Source organism: Rubricella aquisinus (assembly GCF_014199445.1).
Taxonomy (GTDB): Bacteria; Pseudomonadota; Alphaproteobacteria; order Rhodobacterales; family Rhodobacteraceae; genus Rubricella; species Rubricella aquisinus.
On the sequence record NZ_JACIJS010000005.1, the window covers coordinates 1 to 19,624 of the forward strand.

At 60.7% G+C, this 19,624-nt stretch carries 18 protein-coding genes; 3 read left to right on the forward strand and 15 right to left on the reverse strand.

Going from position 1 to position 19,624, the window contains the following annotated elements:
- Positions 1-174: 174 nt before the first annotated feature.
- The 6 genes from FHS89_RS08505 to FHS89_RS08530 all read right to left on the reverse strand — a co-directional run bounded on the left by FHS89_RS08505 (position 175) and on the right by FHS89_RS08530 (position 4,829).
- Positions 175-1,017 carry an ATP-binding protein gene (locus tag FHS89_RS08505; protein ID WP_184010639.1) on the reverse strand — a complete coding sequence of 281 codons (843 nt, stop codon included), beginning with the start codon at positions 1,015-1,017 and terminating at the stop codon, positions 175-177.
- Positions 1,014-1,901 (reverse strand): twin-arginine translocase subunit TatC, encoded by an 888-nt coding sequence (gene tatC / locus FHS89_RS08510; protein ID WP_184010641.1) that lies wholly within the window; start codon positions 1,899-1,901, stop codon positions 1,014-1,016. The genes FHS89_RS08505 and tatC overlap by 4 nt, the downstream gene beginning before the upstream one ends.
- A gap of 17 nt (positions 1,902-1,918) precedes the next feature.
- Complete coding sequence (gene tatB, locus FHS89_RS08515) at positions 1,919-2,395, reverse strand: Sec-independent protein translocase protein TatB (protein ID WP_184010643.1); 477 nt, start codon at positions 2,393-2,395, stop codon at positions 1,919-1,921.
- A gap of 24 nt (positions 2,396-2,419) precedes the next feature.
- Positions 2,420-2,632 carry a twin-arginine translocase TatA/TatE family subunit gene (locus FHS89_RS08520; protein ID WP_184010645.1) on the reverse strand — a complete coding sequence of 71 codons (213 nt, stop codon included), beginning with the start codon at positions 2,630-2,632 and terminating at the stop codon, positions 2,420-2,422.
- A gap of 99 nt (positions 2,633-2,731) precedes the next feature.
- Positions 2,732-3,868, reverse strand: coding sequence for an ABC transporter ATP-binding protein (locus FHS89_RS08525; protein ID WP_184010647.1), 1,137 nt, complete (start codon positions 3,866-3,868; stop codon positions 2,732-2,734).
- 181 nt (positions 3,869-4,049) lie between these two features.
- Positions 4,050-4,829, reverse strand: a complete 780-nt coding sequence (locus tag FHS89_RS08530; RefSeq protein ID WP_184010649.1) for an SDR family oxidoreductase — start codon at positions 4,827-4,829, stop codon at positions 4,050-4,052.
- 417 nt (positions 4,830-5,246) lie between these two features.
- Here FHS89_RS08530 and FHS89_RS08535 point away from each other — a divergent pair, with 417 nt between their 5' ends.
- Positions 5,247-6,857, forward strand: a complete 1,611-nt coding sequence (locus tag FHS89_RS08535; RefSeq protein ID WP_184010651.1) for a peptide chain release factor 3 — start codon at positions 5,247-5,249, stop codon at positions 6,855-6,857.
- A gap of 29 nt (positions 6,858-6,886) precedes the next feature.
- Here the strand turns inward: FHS89_RS08535 and FHS89_RS08540 are convergent, their stop codons facing one another.
- Complete coding sequence (locus FHS89_RS08540; protein ID WP_184010653.1) at positions 6,887-7,156, reverse strand: hypothetical protein; 270 nt, start codon at positions 7,154-7,156, stop codon at positions 6,887-6,889.
- Positions 7,157-7,299: 143 nt separating this feature from the next.
- The gene (locus tag FHS89_RS08545; protein WP_184010655.1) at positions 7,300-8,112 is read right to left on the reverse strand and encodes a ferredoxin--NADP reductase; all 813 of its coding nucleotides are present in this window, start codon (positions 8,110-8,112) and stop codon (positions 7,300-7,302) included.
- A gap of 235 nt (positions 8,113-8,347) precedes the next feature.
- Here FHS89_RS08545 and FHS89_RS08550 point away from each other — a divergent pair, with 235 nt between their 5' ends.
- Together FHS89_RS08550 and FHS89_RS08555 are read left to right on the forward strand one after the other, a co-directional pair.
- Entirely contained in the window at positions 8,348-9,904 is a 1,557-nt protein-coding gene (locus FHS89_RS08550) for a DEAD/DEAH box helicase (RefSeq protein ID WP_184010657.1), read from the forward strand.
- Positions 9,905-10,046: 142 nt separating this feature from the next.
- Positions 10,047-10,925 carry an NAD(P)H-hydrate dehydratase gene (locus tag FHS89_RS08555; protein WP_184010659.1) on the forward strand — a complete coding sequence of 293 codons (879 nt, stop codon included), beginning with the start codon at positions 10,047-10,049 and terminating at the stop codon, positions 10,923-10,925.
- A 30-nt stretch (positions 10,926-10,955) separates the two neighbouring features.
- Here the strand turns inward: FHS89_RS08555 and FHS89_RS08560 are convergent, their stop codons facing one another.
- From FHS89_RS08560 to nuoK, 7 genes are read right to left on the reverse strand one after another with little or no spacing between them, the layout of a single operon-like run.
- Positions 10,956-12,632: a ribonuclease J gene (locus FHS89_RS08560; protein WP_184010661.1), complete on the reverse strand. Its 1,677-nt coding sequence runs from the start codon at positions 12,630-12,632 to the stop codon at positions 10,956-10,958.
- A complete protein-coding gene (locus FHS89_RS08565; protein WP_184010663.1) occupies positions 12,629-13,402 on the reverse strand; it encodes a type III pantothenate kinase in 774 nt (257 codons plus the stop codon). The genes FHS89_RS08560 and FHS89_RS08565 overlap by 4 nt, the downstream gene beginning before the upstream one ends.
- A 12-nt stretch (positions 13,403-13,414) precedes the next feature.
- On the reverse strand, positions 13,415-14,161 hold the full coding sequence (locus FHS89_RS08570; protein WP_184010665.1) for a biotin--[acetyl-CoA-carboxylase] ligase: 747 nt from the start codon (positions 14,159-14,161) through the stop codon (positions 13,415-13,417).
- A 3-nt stretch (positions 14,162-14,164) separates the two neighbouring features.
- The gene (gene nuoN / locus FHS89_RS08575; protein ID WP_184010667.1) at positions 14,165-15,613 is read right to left on the reverse strand and encodes an NADH-quinone oxidoreductase subunit NuoN; all 1,449 of its coding nucleotides are present in this window, start codon (positions 15,611-15,613) and stop codon (positions 14,165-14,167) included.
- A gap of 20 nt (positions 15,614-15,633) precedes the next feature.
- Positions 15,634-17,193 (reverse strand): NADH-quinone oxidoreductase subunit M, encoded by a 1,560-nt coding sequence (locus tag FHS89_RS08580; RefSeq protein WP_184010669.1) that lies wholly within the window; start codon positions 17,191-17,193, stop codon positions 15,634-15,636.
- 1 nt (position 17,194) lies between these two features.
- Positions 17,195-19,306, reverse strand: coding sequence for an NADH-quinone oxidoreductase subunit L (nuoL, locus tag FHS89_RS08585; RefSeq protein WP_184010671.1), 2,112 nt, complete (start codon positions 19,304-19,306; stop codon positions 17,195-17,197).
- Positions 19,307-19,315: 9 nt separating this feature from the next.
- Positions 19,316-19,621: an NADH-quinone oxidoreductase subunit NuoK gene (nuoK, locus tag FHS89_RS08590; RefSeq protein WP_184010673.1), complete on the reverse strand. Its 306-nt coding sequence runs from the start codon at positions 19,619-19,621 to the stop codon at positions 19,316-19,318.
- Positions 19,622-19,624 lie beyond the last annotated feature (3 nt).

The following is a 19,624-nucleotide window of genomic DNA, read 5'->3' on the forward strand; positions in this document are numbered from 1 at the left end:
ACGAGCGGCCTTGACGCTCGGGCGAATCGTAGCCGCACAATCGGATGCGTGATTTGAGGAACAGACCTGTTCCTCAAACACCTCAGCGCAATCTTCTCTTCTCGCGGCGCAGCCGCGCCACCCCCAACGGAAGGAGGGAGCGTCAGCGACCGAACGACGGGCGTGAGCGCTTTGTTATGTCAGGGAGATGCCCCGGCGACCCGCGAGGTCGGAGACATATTGCCACGCGACACGGCCAGAGCGGGCGCCGCGGGTGCGGGTCCATTCCGTGGCCTCCGCCCGCAGGGTCTCTTCAGCGATGTCGATCCCGAAATGATCGCAATACCCGCGGATCATCGCAAAATACGCGTCCTGGCCACAGGGATGGAACCCAAGCCACAGCCCGAACCGGTCCGACAGGGATACTTTTTCTTCCACCGCTTCGGACGGGTTGATCGCGGATGATCTTTCATTCTCAATCATATCGCGCGGCATCAGGTGGCGGCGGTTTGACGTGGCATAAAAGAGGACATTCTCCGGTCGCCCTTCGATCCCGCCATCAAGCACCGCCTTGAGCGATTTGTAATGGCTGTCATCCTGATCGAAGGACAAGTCATCGCAGAACAGCAAAAACCGTTCCTCTCGCCCCCTCAGATGCCGCATCAGCCGGGCGATGGAGGGCAGATCTTCGCGCAGGATTTCGATCAGTTTGAGACCCGGCGCCTCTGCCACTGCCACCGCGTGAGCGGCCTTCACCAGCGAGGACTTGCCCATGCCGCGCGCGCCCCACAGCAGCACGTTGTTGGCGGCAAACCCTTTGGCGAATTGCAAGGTATTGGCGACCAGCGTGTCGCGCGCGCGATCCACCCCGATCAAGAGATCAATCTCCACCCGCGCGACGCGCGACACAGGATCAAGCCGGTCAGGCTCCGTATGCCAGACAAACGCCTCGGCGCTGTCAAAATCGGGGGTAGACAGCGCAGGCGGCGACATCCGCTCAAGCGCTTCAGCGATGCGGGTCAGCAGCGCGTCGTTCATTTGGACGCGTCGTCCTTCACCTCACCCGGGCCGTCGATATCTTCGTCCCAGACGCCTGCCGCGCGCAACTCCCGCTCCCGCTTGCGATCCACCATCGCGACAAGGTTGATGGACACTTCATAAAGGCCATAGACCACCACAAACAGGATCAACTGGGTGACCACATCAGGTGGGGTCACAAGTGCGGCGACGATCAGGATGCCCACGACGGCATATTTGCGCACTTCGCGCAGGCCAGCGGCACTCACCAAGCCGGCCTTGCCCATGAGCGTCAACAGCACCGGAAGCTGGAAACACAGGCCAAAGGCCATGATGAATTTCAACGTCAGATCAAGGGATTCCCGGACGGAGCCAAGGAACACCGTCGAAAGCTCCTCATCGGGTGTCGCCACTTCGCCCGTATTGCCCGCGATCAATTGCGTGAGCGCGGGGATCACATCGGAAAAGCCGATAAAGAAGTTCATCGCCAAGGGCGTTACGACATAATGCGCGAACGCGGCCCCCATCACGAACAGAATCGGGGAGGCCAGAACGAAGGGCATGAAGGCCGCTTTCTCCTCCCGATAAAGGCCCGGCGCGATGAACCGCCATAGCTGGAACGCGATGATCGGGAAGGCGAGCGCCAATCCGCCCAGCATGGAGATGCGGATCAAGACGAAGAACTTTTCCTGCGGTGCGGTGAAGATCAGGCGCGGGTCCTGCCCGCGCGCGCGCAGCACGTCGGAGATCGGCTCTGCGAGGAAATTCAGGATCGGTTCGGCCACCGTGAAACACAGCACCATCGCCACCACGAATGCGCCCAGCGCGCGGATGACCCGCGTGCGCAACTCCGTCAGATGATCGACGAGCGACATGGCGGATGGATCGGTGTCGTGCTGGCTCATGGATGAGTGGCCTTTGCTCAGGCGTCCTTGCGGGCGGGTGCCGGATCGGGTGCTTCGGTCGGCGTGGGTTCAGGCAAATCGGTCGGTGCTTCGGCCTCGGGGGCTGCGGCTTCTGCCGCGGCAGGGGGCGTCCATGTTTCGGCAGCGGCATTTGCGGCCTCAACCTGCGCCTTGCGCGCAGCCGCGCGCTCTGCCTGCTTTTCCACGTCGAGCATATCGGATTTGAAGCTCTGCGCGTAATCGCGGGCCGCATCGGATGCCGATTTCAGCGGATCCGCCGCCTGTTTCATCGTTTTGGCAATATCGCCCACGCCATCAAGATCGGCCTCCCGCGCGGCGTCGTTCATCGCGCGCTGAAACTCGCGCGCCATGCCGCGCGCCTTGCCGACATATTGGCCGACCGTGCGGAACATGCGCGGCAAGTCCTTCGGGCCGACAACAATCAGGGCAACGACGCCGACGACCGCCAGCTCATAGAATCCGATGTCAAACATGGGCTAAAGCCGGATCGCGGGCGATCAGGCCTTGTCCTTCTCGGTGGAGGCCACGGTGTCTTGCGTGGACTCCGCGATTTTCTTGTCCTCTTCCGCGCCCTCGGCGACGCCCTTTTTGAAGCTGGTGATGCCTTTGCCGACTTCACCCATCAAAGACGCGATCTTGCCCCGGCCAAACAGCACGAGCACCACAACCGCGATAACGAGAAAGCCCATGGGGCCAATATTGTTGAGCATGGAACGCTCCCTTAGCTATGTCACGAGTCAGCCGAGGGTGTGCCCCCGATCCTTGTTCGCCCTATAGATACGCACTCAGGGCGCGGGGTTCAAACGCTATCACGCCGAATGTGGCGGGTAATCCCGTTCAAACGGGCTGGAAACCTTGGTTTGATGGGCGCAAGGAAACACAAAACAGCGGTCCCGGCGCAAGGAAAGCCACAAGGGCGTGCCCTTTGGCGGCAGGAATACGCCGGGGATGGTCGCCCGGATGACGGAGCGGTCCTGCTCCATCTCAAACTCCACGAGTGACTGATTGCCGATAAAGCGCGCGCGCAGCACATGGCCCCGCGCCGGGCTGCCCCGTTCCGGCGTTTCGCGCGGCGGGCCATCTTTCCGGTCAAAATCGAGATGCAGATGCTGGGGGCGAAAGATGATCTCCACATCCGCGTCATCGACCAGCCCCGGTGTCAGAAACCGCCCAAAAGGCGTGCTGGCCTGACGATCCTTCACGCTGCTGTGCAGCACGTTGATGTCCGAGAAAAAGCCCGCCGCGTCCTTATCCACCGGTGTGTTGTAGATATTATAGGGCGCGCCCACTTGCACGATCCGCCCGGCCCGCATCAATGCGATCTGATCGGCCATGCGCATGGCCTCTTCTGGCTCATGGGTCACAAGAAGGACAGCCGTGCCCTCCTCCTTCAGGATATCGAGCGTCGCGTCGCGCACATCATCGCGCAGCCGATTATCGAGCCCGGAGAAGGGCTCATCCATCAGCAAAACGCGCGGACGCGGGGCAAGCGCGCGCGCAAGGGCAACGCGCTGCTGCTCCCCGCCAGAAAGTTGGTGCGGATATTTGCGCTCATAGCCCGTCAGCCCAACACGGGTGAGCAGATCGCGGACACGCGCGGCTTTCTCCGCCTTTGGAACGCTGAGGCCAAATGCGATATTGCCCGCCACATCCAGATGCGGAAACAGCGCGAAATCCTGAAACATCAGCCCGACATTGCGCTGTTCGGGGGGCAAGGTCAGGGTGCCATCGGCCACTACCTGCCCGTCAATGCGCACCACGCCGCTGCTTGGCCCCTCGACGCCCGCGGCGATGCGCAGCGTTGTGGATTTGCCGCATCCCGATGGGCCAAGAAGGCACGTCACCTGCCCCGGCGCAAGCGACAGGGACACGTCATCCACCACCCGCTGTCCATCATAGACGCGGCTGACATGCTCCAGCTCCAATCGTGGTGGTGTGAGGCCCATCCCCGGACGGCTCCGTTATTCCTTACTAAAACGATTATCTTTCTGACTGTGAACTAGCAATCAGAATAGGACATCGCAAGCGCATGACCGGGACAAGGGATGAATTTGATCAACGGCTGAAGACAGACGATAACCAAAAAAGACAAGGACGCCGAAGGATCAACCCTCCGGCGTCGCTTGATCAAAGCGTCGCGTTCACGCCGCCGCCATCATGCAGGATGTTCTGCCCGACGATGAACCCGGCATGTTGGGAGCAAAGGAACGCGCAGGTCGCGCCAAACTCGGCAGAAGTGCCATAGCGACGCGTGGGAATGGTGGCCTCACGGTTTTTGCGCGCCTGCTCCACACTGATGCCCTGTGCCTTTGACACGCCACCATCCAGTGCAACAGCCCGGTCCGTGGCGTGAATACCCGGCAGGAGGTTATTGATGTTCACCCCATGCTCGGCCACCTGACGGGACGTGCCTGCGACGTAGCCCGTGAGGCCCGCACGCGCCGAATTCGACAAACCGAGAACCGGGATCGGGGCTTTCACGGATTGGGAGGTGATGTTGACCACCCGGCCCCATTTCCGCTCAATCATACCTGGCAGCACCGCCTTGATCAGCATGATCGGGGTGATCATGTTGGCCTGTAGTGCCGCCTCAAAATCGCTTTCGTCCCAGTCGGACCACATGCCGGGGGGCGGGCCGCCTGCGTTGTTGACGAGGATATCCGGCGATGGGGCCTCCGCCAGCACCTGCTCGCGGCCCTCTTTCGTGGTGATGTCGCAGGCAACGGAGGTGACGGTCACGCCATATGTGCTGCGGATATGCTCCGCGGTCTCCAAAAGCGGCCCTTCGGTGCGGGCATTGAGGACAAGGTTCACCCCCGCCTCCGCCAACGCCTCAGCGCAGCCCCGTCCGAGCCCCTTTGAGCTTGCGCACACAATCGCCGTTTTCCCTTTGATCCCCAGATCCATCTTATTCTCCCTAATGTTTGCTTGGGTCAGAGTTAGCGCATTGCCGCCCGGGCGCAACCCTCCCGCACGTCGCTGACGCTCCCTTTGGGCCGGGCGCCGCGCCTTACGGCGCGGCGGTGCCTCCGGCGGGGTATATTTGAAGAAAGTGAATTGGGGTTTGCGTTAACAGAGCAGCCACCGCGATTCGGCCGTGGGTCAAGGCCCGAGGCACGAGCGGCCTTGACGCGCGGGCGAATCGTGACCCCCACAATTGAACGGGTGATTTGAGTAACAGACCTGTTCCTCAAATCACCTCAGCGCAATCTTAAACCGGCGCGCAGCGCCGGCCAGGCCCAAGGGCTTTTGATGCATCTTTGATGCAGCACAAGCATGCGGGAGCGCTTTCCCTTCTGCTCGTGCTCCGCTATATGCCAGCGCATGTTAGATCGCGCCCATAACCTCCCCGCTCTTCCGCCGGAAATTGCCCGGCGGCGGACCTTTGCCATTATCTCTCACCCGGATGCGGGCAAGACGACGCTGACCGAAAAGTTCCTCCTTTATGGTGGTGCGATCCAGATGGCGGGCCAAGTCCGGGCCAAGGGGGAGGCGCGGCGCACGCGGTCCGACTTCATGCAGATGGAGAAGGACCGGGGCATCTCCGTTTCCGCCTCCGCCATGTCGTTTGAGTTTGGCGATTATTGGTTCAATCTGGTGGACACGCCCGGGCACTCCGACTTCTCCGAGGATACCTACCGCACGCTCACCGCCGTGGACGCGGCTGTCATGGTGATCGACGGGGCCAAAGGGGTGGAAAGCCAAACCCAAAAGCTCTTTGAAGTGTGCCGACTGCGCGATCTGCCGATCCTGACTTTCTGTAACAAGATGGACCGGGAAAGCCGCGATGTTTTCGACATTATCGACGAAATTCAGGAAAACCTTGCGATCGACGTGACCCCGGCAAGCTGGCCCATCGGGATCGGGCGGGATTTCTTGGGGGCCTATGATATGCTCCATGACCGGTTGGAGCTGATGGATCGCACGGACCGCAACACCGTCGCAGAAAGCATCAAGATCGAAGGCCTCGATGATCCGAAACTGGCCGAGCATATCCCCGCCCCCCTGCTGGAAAAGCTGCGCGAGGATGTGGAGATGGCGCGCGAATTGCTGCCGCCGTTCAGCCGTCAGGATTTCCTTGATGGCAGCCTGACGCCGATCTGGTTCGGCTCCGCGATCAACAGTTTCGGCGTGCAGGAATTGATGAAGGGGATTGGCGAGTTCGGGCCGGAGCCTCAGGTGCGCCCGGCAGAACCGCGCGCCGTAAGCGCGGATGAGACCAAGGTCTCGGGCTTTGTGTTCAAGGTGCAGGCCAATATGGACCCCAAGCACCGCGACCGCGTTGCGTTTGTGCGGCTCTGCTCAGGGCATTTCAAGCGGGGCATGAAACTCACCCATGTCCGCTCGAAGAAGCCGATGGCGATCAGCAATCCCGTCATGTTTCTGGCCAGCGACCGGGAATTGACCGAAGAGGCTTGGGCGGGTGACATCATCGGCATCCCCAACCACGGGCAATTGCGCATCGGCGACGCGTTGACTGAAGGAGAGATGCTGCGGTTTTCCGGCATTCCGTCCTTCGCGCCGGAATTGCTGCAATCGGTGCGCTCCACCGATCCGATGAAGGGCAAGCATCTGGAAAAGGCGCTGATGCAATTTGCCGAAGAGGGCGCGGCCAAGGTGTTCAAGCCGATGATCGGCTCGGGCTTTATCGTCGGGGTCGTGGGGGCGTTGCAGTTTGAGGTTCTGGCCAGCCGGATCGAGCTGGAATACGGCATCCCCGTGCGCTTTGAGCCGAGCCAGTTTACCTCAGCGCGCTGGATCACCGGACCGCAAGACAAACTCAATGCGTTCATGAACGTAAACAAGAGCCACATGGCGACGGATCACGATGGTGACACTGTCTATCTCACGCGCCTGAAATGGGACATCGACCGGGTGGAGCGGGATCAGCCCGATCTGACCCTGTCCGCAACCAAAGAGATGCTCGGCGGGTGATCCCTCCCCACCTGCCGAGCATCCTTTGACTACGACCAGCCACCGCCGTCTGTTTCCCGCGCCTTGCGCAAGCTACGCACGGCATCCGTGTCGTAGCGTTTCCCCGTGCGCACTGCGGTCGCGTTATGGGCCTTGCGGCGTGCTGTCATCAGGCGCGTCAGGCGCGTGAGCACGAACAGGGTCACCAACAGGGCGAAACAGCCCCAAAGCGTAAAGGCGATGTCGGAGCCGGCCATATGCCGTAAAGTCTGAAAACTGGTTGCCGCGGCCTCTGCCCCACCCTCGATGAGATCACGCATACGCTTTCCTTCTCACTCCAACATCGTCTTTACAAGATGAAGTGTTGGGGGAGAAAAGCGGCGCAAAATCGGCGTTCACGATGACGTGAGGGGGCAATTTTGTGACAGGTTTATGACGCGCTCACCCTAGGGTTGCGCACCCCTCAATCCACAAAGGCTTTTTCGATCACGAAGTGGCCGGGGCTGCTGTTGGAGCCTTCATCCATCCCGATATCTTCGCAGATTTTCTTGTGATCCTGAAGCATCGCCATGGAGCCGCAGATCATCACGCGGTCCGTCTCAACCGACAGAGGTGCGCCGGTGACATCGGCAAACCGACCATCGCGCAGCCAGTCGGTCATCCGGCCCATTTGCGGGCTTTCCTGCCGCGTGGTGGTGGGCACGAACAAAAGCTTGTCCCCCACGATCTCCGACAGCATCTCATCGCCGCGGATCTGTTCGATCAGGTGGTGGCCGTAATCCAACTCATGCAGATCGCGGCAGGTCTGGGTCAGGATCACCTGTTCAAACTTGTCATAGGTTTCGGGATCCCGAATGATGGACGCGAATGGCGCGATCCCCGTCCCGGTGGAGAACAGCACCAACCGCTTGCCCGGGATCAGCGCATCATGGACGAGCGTGCCGACAGGCTTGGCCCGCATCACGATCTCATCCCCCGGTTTCAGATGTTGCAGGCGGGAGGTTAGCGGGCCGTCCTCGACCTTGATCGAATAAAACTCCAATTCCTCCGCCCAATTTGGCGACGCGATGGAATAGGCCCGGACAAGCGCCTTTTCTCCATCCACAAGACCGATCATCACGAACTCGCCCGAGCGGAACCGCAGGCTGGAAGGCCGTTCACAAGTGAAGGAAAAGGTCCGATCCGTCCAATGATGCACGTCATGCACCTTGAGGAAGGTCACGCCCTTCAGGCCCTTGGGCAGCGCGTCAGCGGGGGTGGCGGAAGAATAGGTCATGGCAGATACTCCGAAGTCTTGTAGGCGCTCTACCGCAATCTTTGGCCAGTCAAAACCCTCTCTAGTGACGCAGCGCGCAAATTGCCGCAATTTTGAGTGTTTTCGTTGACTTTTCCCCCTGCCGCACCCTATATCGCGCTAACTTGAATGAAGGTGCCAATGCGGGTGCCTCTGGTCGCGTAAGAGAGTGCGGCCCCATGAACCCAGCCGCTCAATTACTGACCAAAGGACCGGAATGACGACCTTTAATGACCTGAACCTCGACGAAAAGACGCTGAAAGCTGTATTGGAGGCGGGCTACGAGAAGCCGACGCCGATCCAGGAGCAGGCAATCCCCCATGCGATTATGGGCAAGGATGTGCTCGGTATCGCGCAGACGGGGACGGGCAAAACCGCCAGCTTCACTCTGCCGATGATTACGGCCCTGAGCCAAGGGCGGGCGCGCGCCCGGATGCCGCGCTCCCTTATCCTTTGCCCCACGCGGGAACTTGCCGCGCAAGTTGCTGAGAATTTTGAGCAATATGGCAAATATCACAAACTGACCATGGCACTGCTGATCGGGGGCGTGTCGTTCAAGGATCAGGATGTAAAGATCACGCGCGGCGTGGACGTTCTGATCGCGACACCGGGCCGCCTGCTCGATCATTTCGAGCGCGGCAAGCTTTTGCTGAACGGCGTGCAGATCATGGTGGTGGATGAGGCCGACCGGATGCTTGATATGGGGTTCATCCCTGATATCGAGCGGATTTTCGGCCTGCTGCCCTTCACCCGCCAGACCCTGTTTTTCTCCGCAACGATGGCGCCGGAAATCACCCGGATCACGGAGACATTCCTGCATAACCCCGTGCGCGTCGAAGTGGCCCGTCAGGCCACGACCTCCGACACGATCACGCAAAAGGTCTGCATGTTCAAAGCGTCCCGCAAGGACCGCGCGGACAGCGAAAAACGCAAACTCCTGCGCCAGATCATCGAGGATGAGAGCAAGACCGGCCTGACCAACGGCATCGTCTTCTGCAACCGCAAGCGGGATGTGGATATTGTCGCCAAATCCATGAAGAAATACGGCCTGAACGCCGCCCCGATCCATGGCGATCTTGACCAATCATTGCGGATGAAGACCCTCGACGGGTTCCGCTCGGGCGAGGTGACGTTCCTTGTTGCGTCGGATGTGGCCGCGCGCGGGCTCGATATTCCGAACGTGTCGCATGTGTTCAACTATGATGTGCCGATCCATTCTGAGGATTATGTCCACCGCATCGGGCGCACCGGGCGCGCGGGCAAAACCGGCACCGCGATCATGATCTGCTCCGCTCCCGATGAGAAACACCTCAAGGCGATCGAAGAGTTGGTCAAGATGGAAATCCCCCGGATCGACAATCCGCTGAAAGCCACGTCCACACCCGACGCCCCGGCGGAGGACGCGAAAGCGGATGAGGACGCGCCCAAGCCGCGCAGCCGCAGCCGTCGCCGCAAACCCGATCCCAAACCGCAGGACACCGCCGACCAGCCGCAAAAGGCGGCAGAGCCAGAGCAGGCCAAAACACCCGAAAAGGTGGCCGAGCCTCAGGCAGAGCAGCCGAAAGAGGAAAGGCAACCGTCCCGCCGTCGTGGCGGTGGTGGCCGTTCGGGCGGGAATTCCGGGCGCGGCAATGGCGGCGGTGGTCGTGACAACCGCGTCGTCGGCATGGGCGATCACGTTCCGGCGTTCCTGCTGCGCGATCTCAACCCGAAGGCGAAAAAGACCGAGACGCCCGCTGATGCGGACGCCGATGACGGCGATCAAGCCGCCTGATGCGATGCCGCACGGGCGGCAGCGACGAAACTGAAAAGCGGGCGCGGCGGCATGAAAATGCGCCGCGCCTTTGCTTTGGGGTGCCAGTCTTGCTCCATCGCGCGGGATCAGGGATGCTTGCCCGCATCAGAGTGAGGGTCCAATGACAACAGCCGCCCGTTACATCCCATCAAGCACCGATATCGCGCGGCTGGCGAAAAGTGGCGCGCGGCACAAATACGATTATGGTCATGCTGTCATCGTGTCTGGCCCACCGGGTCAAGGCGGCGCTGCGCGGCTCGCCGCGCGCGGGGCGCTGCGTGTCGGAGCGGGGCTGGTCAGCGTGTTGTGTGGGGCGGATAGCGTGGCAGAACACGCAGCGCGCCTTGACGCGATCATGGTCAAACCCTTCGCTGGCGGAGAGGACATTGGCCGTCAGCTTGCCGGGTTGAACCCTTCCGCGCTGTGCATCGGGCCAAATCTGGGGCTGACGGCGCGGGCTGGTGATCTGTTGGACGCCACGCTGTCCCTGCCCCATCCCGTTTGCCTTGATGCCGACGCGATCACGCTGATCGCTGAGCGCGAAGCACCGTACGCGGGTCCGTTTCCTGCCCAGACGATCATGACGCCCCATGCGGGCGAATTGCGCCGCCTGATCCCGCATAGATTCGATACGACGACCAACCGCGAGACGCTCGCCCGAATGGCGGCAGAGCGGTGGGGATGCGTGATCCTGTTTAAGGGGGTGGAGACCATCATCGCGCACCCCGACGGGCGGTGCCTGACCGTCGCGTCCACGGCATTTGCGCACGCGGCATGGCTTGCCACTGCGGGATCAGGCGATGTGTTGGCGGGGATCATCACGGGGCTGCTGGCGCGCGGCTGTGACGCGATGGAGGCAGGTGCCCTTGGCGCGACGCTGCACCTTCTTTGCGCCGCGGAGTGCGGGCCGGGCCTGATCGCGGAGGACTTACCAGAGGCGTTGCCTGCCGTGCTGCGTCACCTGTTGAGCGAGCCAGATGATGGACCGGCCCCGCGCTAAGGACGGGGCCGGTCGTTTTCTAGGGCTTGATCAGTCCTCGACGCGGTTGATCATCACAATGATCTCAGGCTTTTTACCGATCAGACGCTGTGCCATGGTGTTGATCCGGGCTTTCACCGTCTTTTCCACCTGCTCGTCATCTTCCCGCACGCGGCGTTTCGCTTTTTCAAGCGTTTTGGTGACGTCATCTTCCAGCTTGCGCTGAAGCGCGTCATCGACGCCGTCAATATCGGTGAACAGCCCCTTTACCTCGATCCACGCGTCGCCCAACAGATTGCCATTTTCGTCAAAAACGATGTTGGCCACGACCAGCCCGCGCATTGCCATGCGCAAACGGTCCCGCACGATCCCGTCCAGCGCGCCGAAGGTCTGGTTGCCCTCGATATAGCGGCGGCCGGTTTCGATATGTTCGACGATCTTCGGCCCCTCGGCGGTCAGTTCCACGACCGCACCGTTATCGGCCACGACCGACGGGATTTGCCGCGCTTCGGCAAGCCGGGCGTGCTCCGCCAGATGGCGGTATTCACCATGCATGGGGATCAGGCCCTTTGGCTTCACAATCTCATGCATCCGCTCCAAGTCGGGGCGGTTCGCGTGACCAGAGACGTGATATTTACCGCCCTCATCGTCAATGATCGTCACGCCCTGCCGGGCAAGCTGGTTCTGGATATAGCCAACCGCGACCTCGTTGCCGGGAATGGTCTTGGACGAAAAGAGGAATGTGTCCCCTGCTCGCAGGCTCAGTCCGGAATGGCCGGACCGCGCCAATTGCGCCGACGCCGCGCGCCGCTCCCCCTGAGAGCCGGAGGCAAGGATAAAGAGGTTTTCGGCAGGAACATCACCCGCATCCCGCGCATCAAGCGTATCGGGAAAATCGGTCAAAAGGCCCACCTTGCGCGCGGTGGCGATCATCCGGTGCATCGCACGACCCAGCACAACGATGGTGCGGTTCGCGTCCTTCGCGGCAATGGCCAACGTGCGCAACCGCGCGACGTTGGAGGCAAAGGTGGTGGCCACGACCATGCCAGTCGCATCTTTCATCAACTGTGTAATCGGCTCCACCAGATCGGCCTCTGACCGGCCCGGATTGGGGGAGAACACGTTGGTGGAATCGCACACGAGCGCAAGGACACCATCTTTGGAAATCTCCGCCAGCAGCGCCTCGTCGTAAGGCTCCCCGACTTGCGGGGTCGGATCGGCCTTCCAATCGCCAGTATGGATCACGCGGCCCTTGGGCGTGTCGATCACAAGCCCGGAGGTTTCGGGAACGGAGTGGCTGACGGGCATGAAACCCACCTTGAACGGCCCGGCCTCCACCTGCGCGGGCCAGACATCGACGGTGATGATCTTGTCAGGGTCTTCGCCCGCATCCTGCATCTTGAGCCGGGCAATTTCTGCGGTGAAAGCGCGGGCATAGATCGGGGCTTTCAGCGAAGGCCAAAGCCGCCCGATGGCGCCCACATGATCCTCATGCGCATGGGTGATGAAAATCCCGTCGAGCTTGTCAGCCTGCGCTTCGATAAATTCGGGGTCCGCCGCGATCAGGTCCACACCGGGAGAGCCGTCCATATCCGGGAAGGTGACGCCCACATCCACCATGATCCAGCGCCGATTGCTCTGCGGCCCATAGCCGTAGAGGTACATGTTCATCCCGATCTCGCCCGCGCCACCAAGGGCCACGAAAACGAGGCTATTGTCTTTTGTCATTCAGTCTTCCGATTCAGTGCGTTGATCAACACCAGACCATGCATGGTCAACTTGGTGTCGATATGGTCAAAAATGTCCGTGCCCTTGTCGAACAAGGTGGACAGGCCGCCCGTGGCGACCACTTTCATATCCGTTTGTCGTTCAGCCCGGATGCGGCTGCTAATTCCTTCAACGAGGCCGATATAGCCCCAGAAAACGCCCGACTGCATGCAGTCCACCGTATTGGTGCCCACCACATGGTCAGGCCGCGTCACATCCACATGCGGGAGCGCGGCTGCTGCTTCATGTAATGCTTTGAGGGAGAGATTAACACCCGGCGCGATCACACCGCCCTCATAAGCCCCATCATGTGCCACAACGTCAAATGTGGTCGCGGTGCCAAAATCCACGACGATCAGATCGCCACCATAGCGGTCAAAGGCCGCGACGGTGTTCACAAGCCGGTCCGCGCCGACCTGCGTGTCGGCATCGACCCGCACCTCAACGCCAAGTTTGCAGCCTTCCTTCCCCACGACCAGCGGGCGGCAGTTGAAATACCGATCCGACAAAAGGCGCAGATTGAACACGACCTGCGGCACGACGGAGGAGATCACGACCTCGGTCACATCGACCTTTGTTCCGGTGAATTCCATCAACTGCCTGAGCCAGACATAATACTGATCCGCAGTGCGCTGATGATAGGTGGAGCAGCGCCATTCCGCGATGAATTCCGATCCGTCATGGATCGCGAAAACGGTGTTGGTGTTGCCTACGTCAATGGCCAGTAGCATGGGCCGCCTCCCTCAGCTCGGGGCAAAGAATATGTCGGCGGCGGGCAGCACCTGCCGCCCTGCGCCTGTGTCGATCACGATGGCGCCGGTTGTGTCGATCCCGTCAAACAGGCCCGACACGCTGCGCCCCGGCATCCGCGCCGTGACAGGTTTGCCGATATTCGCCGCCCGGCTCAACCATGCCGCGCGCACCGGGGCAAAGCCATCCTCGATAAGCACCTGCTCCCAGCGGGCGAATGCGGGGGCGAGCGCGTCCAGCAGAGCCTCGGGCGTGATCCGGCGGCCCGTCGCCTCCAGAATGCTGGTCGCCGGAAGAGCCCCCGCCTCAAGCGTCGCTTGCTCAGGATAGGCCACAAGGTTGACACCAATGCCGAGTGTCAGCCGCGCGCCATCCGTTTCCAGCAGGATGCCCGCGCATTTGCGCCCCTCACACAGCACGTCATTGGGCCATTTCAACGTAAACAAATCAGCCCGGCCGGTCAGCGCATCAAACGCCTCATAGAGCGCAAGCGACGCGGTAAAGGACCGCAACGCCCAATCCGCCTGCGGGCCTTTTGGCGCCATTACATGACTTGCCGCGAAGTTTCCCGCGGGCATGTCCCATGCGCGGCCCCTGCGCCCCCGGCCACCCGATTGGGCCAACGCCAGCACCCAGAATGGCACAGAGGCACCCGCGGCGATCTGCCGGGGTGCCTCGTTCATTGTGCTATCGGTCTGGGCCAGAACGATCCGGCCCACACCCGCTGGCCAATCCGCCATCGTTTAGTTCAAAAGCGCTGCGGCGGCATCGGCTGCGACCGCCTCAACCCCGAAAAGGTTGATGACGGGGGCCGCGCCCAGCACCATCGCCACGGTGGCCACGATCAGGAAGGCCGCATGGATCACCGGCATGGTGCCGGTCATCGCTTCGGCCTCTTCCCCGAAATACATCAGGAAGATGATGCGCAGGTAGTAATAGGCCCCAATCACGGAGGCGATCACACCCAGCACCGCCAGCGGCACCAGCCCGGCGGACACAGCAGCAAGGAACACATAGTACTTGCCGAAGAACCCGACGAGCGGCGGAATACCTGCCAGCGAAAACATCAGGATCGCCAGCGCGAGTGCCCGCGCGGGCCGGACCCGCGAATAAAGGCCAAGCGCGTGAATATCCGTCACCGGGCGGCCATCCCGCTCCATGTTCAGGATAAAGGCGAAGACGCCGACATTCATGGTCACATAAATCGCCATGTAGATCAGCAGCGCCTGAACGCCCTCTTCGGTCCCGGCAGCCAGCCCGACCAGCGCAAAACCCATATGCCCGATCGAAGAATAGGCCATCAGACGCTTGATGTTCGTCTGCCCAATCGCCGCGATGGAGCCAAGATACATGGACCCAATCGCGAGGAAGGCGAGGATCTGTTGCCAATCGCTGACCGCACCCGCAAAGCCCTCAAACAGCACCCGCGCGAACAGGCCCGCCGCAGCCACCTTGGGCGCGGTTGCGAAGAAAGCGGTGACCGGGGTCGGGGAGCCTTCGTACACATCCGGGGTCCACATATGGAACGGAACGGCGCTGATCTTGAACGCCATGCCGGTGCACATGAACACCAGACCGAACAACAGGCCAAGGCCCACGCCCTCAGCCGCAATCACCTCGGAGATGCCCGCGAAATTCGTGGTGCCGGTATAGCCGTAGACCAGCGACGCACCATAAAGCAGCAGGCCGGAGGACAGCGCGCCCAGCACGAAATACTTCAGGCCCGCCTCGGTGGAGCGCACGCTGTCGCGGCGGAACGCGGCCACGACATAGAGCGCCAGAGACTGCAATTCGAGCCCCATATAAAGCGCCATCAGATCGCCCGCGCTCACCATCATCATCATGCCGATCACGGCCAAGGTGATGAGGACCGGAAACTCGAACTTCATCAGCTCGAATTTCTTGAGGTATTCACGGCTCAACAGAAGCATGGATGCCGCTGCCAGCAGCAATAGCACCTTTGCAAAGCGCCCGAACCCGTCGTCGATGAACGCGCCGTTAAATGCCACACGCTCGCCCCCCGGCAGGGTCGCGACCCATGCGGCGGTCAGCACGAACACCACGGACGTGGCGAACAAAAGCGGCTCGGCCTGTCTGTCCTTGCCCATGAACACGCCCCACATGAGCGCCGCCATGGCGAAGATCGCCAGCACAAGCTCGGGCAGGATGATGTTGAGATCAGCGGAAATCATAACTCGTTCTCCAAACGGGCTCAGTGGCCGGAACCGGTGGCGGCATGCATCGTCCCATGCAGGCCAGCCTCCGCTACAGCAAGGTCATAGCTGCCAAGCAGCGCATCGACGGAGGGGCTGATCAGGTCAGTGATGAGCCATGGGAAAATGCCAAAGATCAGGGTCGCGGCGACGAGCGGCGCGAAGAGCAGCTTTTCGCGCGCGTCCATATCCTTAATCCCTTTGAGGCTCTCCTTGACCAATTCGCCAAACACGACCCGGCGGTAGAGCCACAGCGCATAGCCCGCCGACAGGATCACACCCGTCGCCGCACCAAAGGCAACCCAAGTGTTGGCCTGATAGGCTCCGGCGAGGGTCAGGAATTCGCCCACGAAACCAGACGTGCCCGGCAGGCCCACATTGCCCATCGTGAACAGCATGAAGATCAGCGCATAAACCGGCATCCGGTTCACCAGCCCGCCATAGGCCGCAATCTCCCGCGTATGCATCCGGTCATAGATCACGCCAACCCCAAGGAACAGCGCGCCAGAGATGAAGCCATGGCTGATCATCTGGAAAATCGCACCATCCACGCCCTGCTCATTCGCCGCGAAAATCCCCATGGTCACAAAACCCATATGCGCGACGGAGGAATAGGCGATCAGCTTTTTCATATCCTCCTGCATGAGGGCCACGAGGGAGGTGTAGATGATCGCGATCACCGACAGCGCAAAGACGAAATTCGCCATCAGGTCCGACGCCACCGGGAACATCGGCAGGCTGAACCGCAGGAAGCCGTAGCCCCCCATTTTCAACAGGATCGCCGCCAGCACGATGGAGCCCGCAGTGGGCGCCTGAACGTGTGCGTCCGGCAGCCATGTATGCACTGGCCACATCGGCATCTTCACCGCGAAGGAGGCGAAGAACGCGAGCCACATCAGCGTTTGCGCGCCACCGACAATCTGCCAGCCCATGACGTCAATCGTCTCGTAGCTGAATTCATGGTTCAACAGCGCCACGATATCCGTGCTGCCCTGATCATAAACCATATACATCATGGCGATGAGCATCAGGACGGAGCCAAGAAGCGTGTAAAGGAAGAATTTGAATGCCGCGTAAATGCGGTCCTTCCCGCCCCAGATGCCCACGATCAGGAACATCGGAATGAGGCCCGCTTCAAAGAACAGGTAGAACAGGATCAGGTCGAGCGCGCAGAATACGCCGATCATCAGCGTTTCCAGCAACAGGAACGCGATCATGTATTCCTTGACCCGGTGGGTCACGTTCCAGCTTGCGCCGATCACGATCGGCATCAGCGCGGTGGTGAGCATCACGAACAGCACCGAAATGCCATCGACGCCCATCTTATACTGAAGGCCCCCGATCCACTCCGCCTCTTCGACGAACTGGAAATCGGTGTTGTTGGGGTCAAACCCAAACAGCACGAACAGCGACAACAGGAACGTCACAACCGTGACCAACAGCGCCAGCGTCTTTGCGTTGCGGTTGGACATCTCGTCCTCGCCCCGCAGGAGGAAGGCCATAACGGCCGCTCCGATCAGCGGCAGGAACGTGACGATGGAAAGAATTGGCAGGTCCATGTCAGTTGGCCCCCGAGATAACAAAGAACGTGATAAGAGCGCCAAGCCCGATGATCATCGCGAACGCATAGTGGAAGAGGTAGCCAGACTGCGCGCGGCCCGCGAGCCGGGTCAGGAAGGGGATGATCCCCATCGCCAGCCCGTTGATGCCGCCATCAATCACCGCACCATCGCCCTTTTTCCACAGGAACACGCCAAGCGCCTTGGCCGGGCGGACGAACACAGCATCATAGATTTCGTCCACATACCATTTGTTGAGAAGGAACTCGTAGAGGATCTTCTGGTTCTTGGCGAGTTGGCCGGGCAGATGCGGCCGCGCGATATACATGAACCATGCAAGTGCGAGACCGAATACCATTGCAACAAACGGCGCGGCTTTCACCCATTTCGGCACCGCATGGGCATCCTGAAGCACGGTGTTGTCCGGCGCGATATAAAGCGCCCCATCCCCCGGCACACCGCCAAAGGACGCATGATGCCCGTCTTTCTCACCCGCGGCATTGGCCACACCGATGACAGAGGACAGGCCGATCACTGCGGCATGGTCATCGCCATGGACCTCACCCTCTTCCGCAAGCGGGATTGAGTAGAATTCCGCCACTTCCTCGACATCGCCAAAGAACGGACCATGCCAGACCATCCCGGCAAACACCGCGCCAATGGCCAGAACACCAAGGGGAGCTGTCATCACAAGCGGGCTTTCATGGGCGTGCTCATGCGTATGCTTGTCGCCTCGCGCCTCCCCATAAAAGGTCAGGAACATCAAGCGCCAGGAATAGAAGGACGTCATCGCCGCCGCCGCCACGAGAAGCCAGAAGGCCTCCCCCGCGAAGGCGTTTTGTCCGACATAGGCGCTCTCGATAATGGCGTCTTTCGACAGGAACCCGGCGAACCCGATATAGGTGAGCGGAATGCCGACACCCGTGATCGCCAGCGTCCCGATCATCATCGCCCAGAATGTCTTGGGCATCTTATGACGCAAGCCGCCATAGTTCCGCATGTCCTGCTCATGATGCATCCCGTGAATGACGGAACCCGCGCCAAGAAACAGCATCGCCTTGAAAAACGCATGGGTCAGCAGGTGGAACATCGCGGCGGAATACATGCCCACGCCGGCGGCGACAAACATGTAGCCAAGCTGCGAACAGGTGGAATAGGCAATCACCCGCTTGATATCGTTCTGAACCAGACCCACGGTCGCGGCAAAGAACGCGGTCGTCGCACCGATCACCGTGATGAACAGCGCCGTGCCATCCGCATATTCATAGATCGGCGACATGCGGCACACGAGGAACACGCCCGCCGTCACCATGGTCGCCGCGTGGATAAGCGCCGACACAGGCGTCGGCCCCTCCATCGCGTCGGGCAGCCATGTGTGCAGGATGAATTGCGCCGATTTGCCCATCGCGCCCACGAACAGGAGGAACGCGACCAGTTCAACCGCGCTGATTTCCAGCCACAGGAAACCCACGGTCTTTTCCGACAATTCCGGCACCTGCGCGAAAATCTCGGAGAAGGACAGGCTGTCCGTCAGCATGTAGAGCGCGAAAATCCCCAGAAGGAACCCGAAATCGCCAACCCGGTTGACGATGAACGCTTTCATCGCCGCTGCCCCCGCGCTCTGCTTACGGTAATAGAAGCCGATCAGCAGGTAGGATGCGACACCAACCCCTTCCCAGCCGAAGAACATCTGCACGACGTTATCTGCCGTGACCAGCATGAGCATCGCGAAGGTGAAGAACGAGAGGTAAGCAAAAAACCGCGCGCGGTAGCTTTCCTCACCTTCCTTAAAATGCTCGTCATGGGCCATGTAGCCCAGCGAATACAGGTGCACGAGGCTGGAGACGGTCGTCACCACGATCAGCATGATCACCGTGAGCCGGTCCACGCGAATGGCCCAATCGGCGGTAAAGGTGCCGCTGTCGATGAACCGGGCCAGCACGATGGATTGAGCATTCCCGTCATAACCGAGGAAGGCGACCCATGACAGGGCAGCGGCGGCAAACAGGGTGCCTGTGGTCAGGTACTGTGCTGCCTTGATCCCGATATAGCGCCAGCCGAACCCGGCAACAATCGCGGCAACCAGAGGGGCGAGGAGGATAAACGTATACATGAGGTGTCCTTAGCCCTTCATCACATTCACATCTTCCACCGCGATCGTGCCACGGTTGCGGAAGAAGCAGACAAGGATCGCAAGGCCAATGGCGGCCTCTGCGGCGGCGACGGTCAGGATGAACAGGGTAAAGATCTGCCCGACCATATCGCCCAGATGGGTCGAAAACGCGACGAGGTTGATGTTGACCGACAACAGCATGAGTTCGACCGACATCAAGATTACAATGATGTTCTTGCGGTTCAGGAAGATGCCGAAAATCCCGGTCACAAACAGCAGGGCCGCGACGGTGAGGTAATGTTCAAGTCCGATCATTGG

Excerpts from the sequence above, each read along its gene's own strand:
- FHS89_RS08505 (WP_184010639.1), bottom strand. The coding sequence starts at position 1,017 with ATGAACGACGCGCTGCTGACCCGCATCGCTGAAGCGCTTGAGCGGATG.
- tatC (WP_184010641.1), bottom strand. The coding sequence starts at position 1,901 with ATGAGCCAGCACGACACCGATCCATCCGCCATGTCGCTCGTCGATCAT.
- tatB (WP_184010643.1), bottom strand. The coding sequence starts at position 2,395 with ATGTTTGACATCGGATTCTATGAGCTGGCGGTCGTCGGCGTCGTTGCC.
- FHS89_RS08520 (WP_184010645.1), bottom strand. The coding sequence starts at position 2,632 with ATGCTCAACAATATTGGCCCCATGGGCTTTCTCGTTATCGCGGTTGTG.
- FHS89_RS08525 (WP_184010647.1), bottom strand. The coding sequence starts at position 3,868 with ATGGGCCTCACACCACCACGATTGGAGCTGGAGCATGTCAGCCGCGTC.
- FHS89_RS08530 (WP_184010649.1), bottom strand. The coding sequence starts at position 4,829 with ATGGATCTGGGGATCAAAGGGAAAACGGCGATTGTGTGCGCAAGCTCA.
- FHS89_RS08535 (WP_184010651.1), top strand. The coding sequence starts at position 5,247 with ATGTTAGATCGCGCCCATAACCTCCCCGCTCTTCCGCCGGAAATTGCC.
- FHS89_RS08540 (WP_184010653.1), bottom strand. The coding sequence starts at position 7,156 with ATGCGTGATCTCATCGAGGGTGGGGCAGAGGCCGCGGCAACCAGTTTT.
- FHS89_RS08545 (WP_184010655.1), bottom strand. The coding sequence starts at position 8,112 with ATGACCTATTCTTCCGCCACCCCCGCTGACGCGCTGCCCAAGGGCCTG.
- FHS89_RS08550 (WP_184010657.1), top strand. The coding sequence starts at position 8,348 with ATGACGACCTTTAATGACCTGAACCTCGACGAAAAGACGCTGAAAGCT.
- FHS89_RS08555 (WP_184010659.1), top strand. The coding sequence starts at position 10,047 with ATGACAACAGCCGCCCGTTACATCCCATCAAGCACCGATATCGCGCGG.
- FHS89_RS08560 (WP_184010661.1), bottom strand. The coding sequence starts at position 12,632 with ATGACAAAAGACAATAGCCTCGTTTTCGTGGCCCTTGGTGGCGCGGGC.
- FHS89_RS08565 (WP_184010663.1), bottom strand. The coding sequence starts at position 13,402 with ATGCTACTGGCCATTGACGTAGGCAACACCAACACCGTTTTCGCGATC.
- FHS89_RS08570 (WP_184010665.1), bottom strand. The coding sequence starts at position 14,161 with ATGGCGGATTGGCCAGCGGGTGTGGGCCGGATCGTTCTGGCCCAGACC.
- nuoN (WP_184010667.1), bottom strand. The coding sequence starts at position 15,613 with ATGATTTCCGCTGATCTCAACATCATCCTGCCCGAGCTTGTGCTGGCG.
- FHS89_RS08580 (WP_184010669.1), bottom strand. The coding sequence starts at position 17,193 with ATGGACCTGCCAATTCTTTCCATCGTCACGTTCCTGCCGCTGATCGGA.
- nuoL (WP_184010671.1), bottom strand. The coding sequence starts at position 19,306 with ATGTATACGTTTATCCTCCTCGCCCCTCTGGTTGCCGCGATTGTTGCC.
- nuoK (WP_184010673.1), bottom strand. The coding sequence starts at position 19,621 with ATGATCGGACTTGAACATTACCTCACCGTCGCGGCCCTGCTGTTTGTG.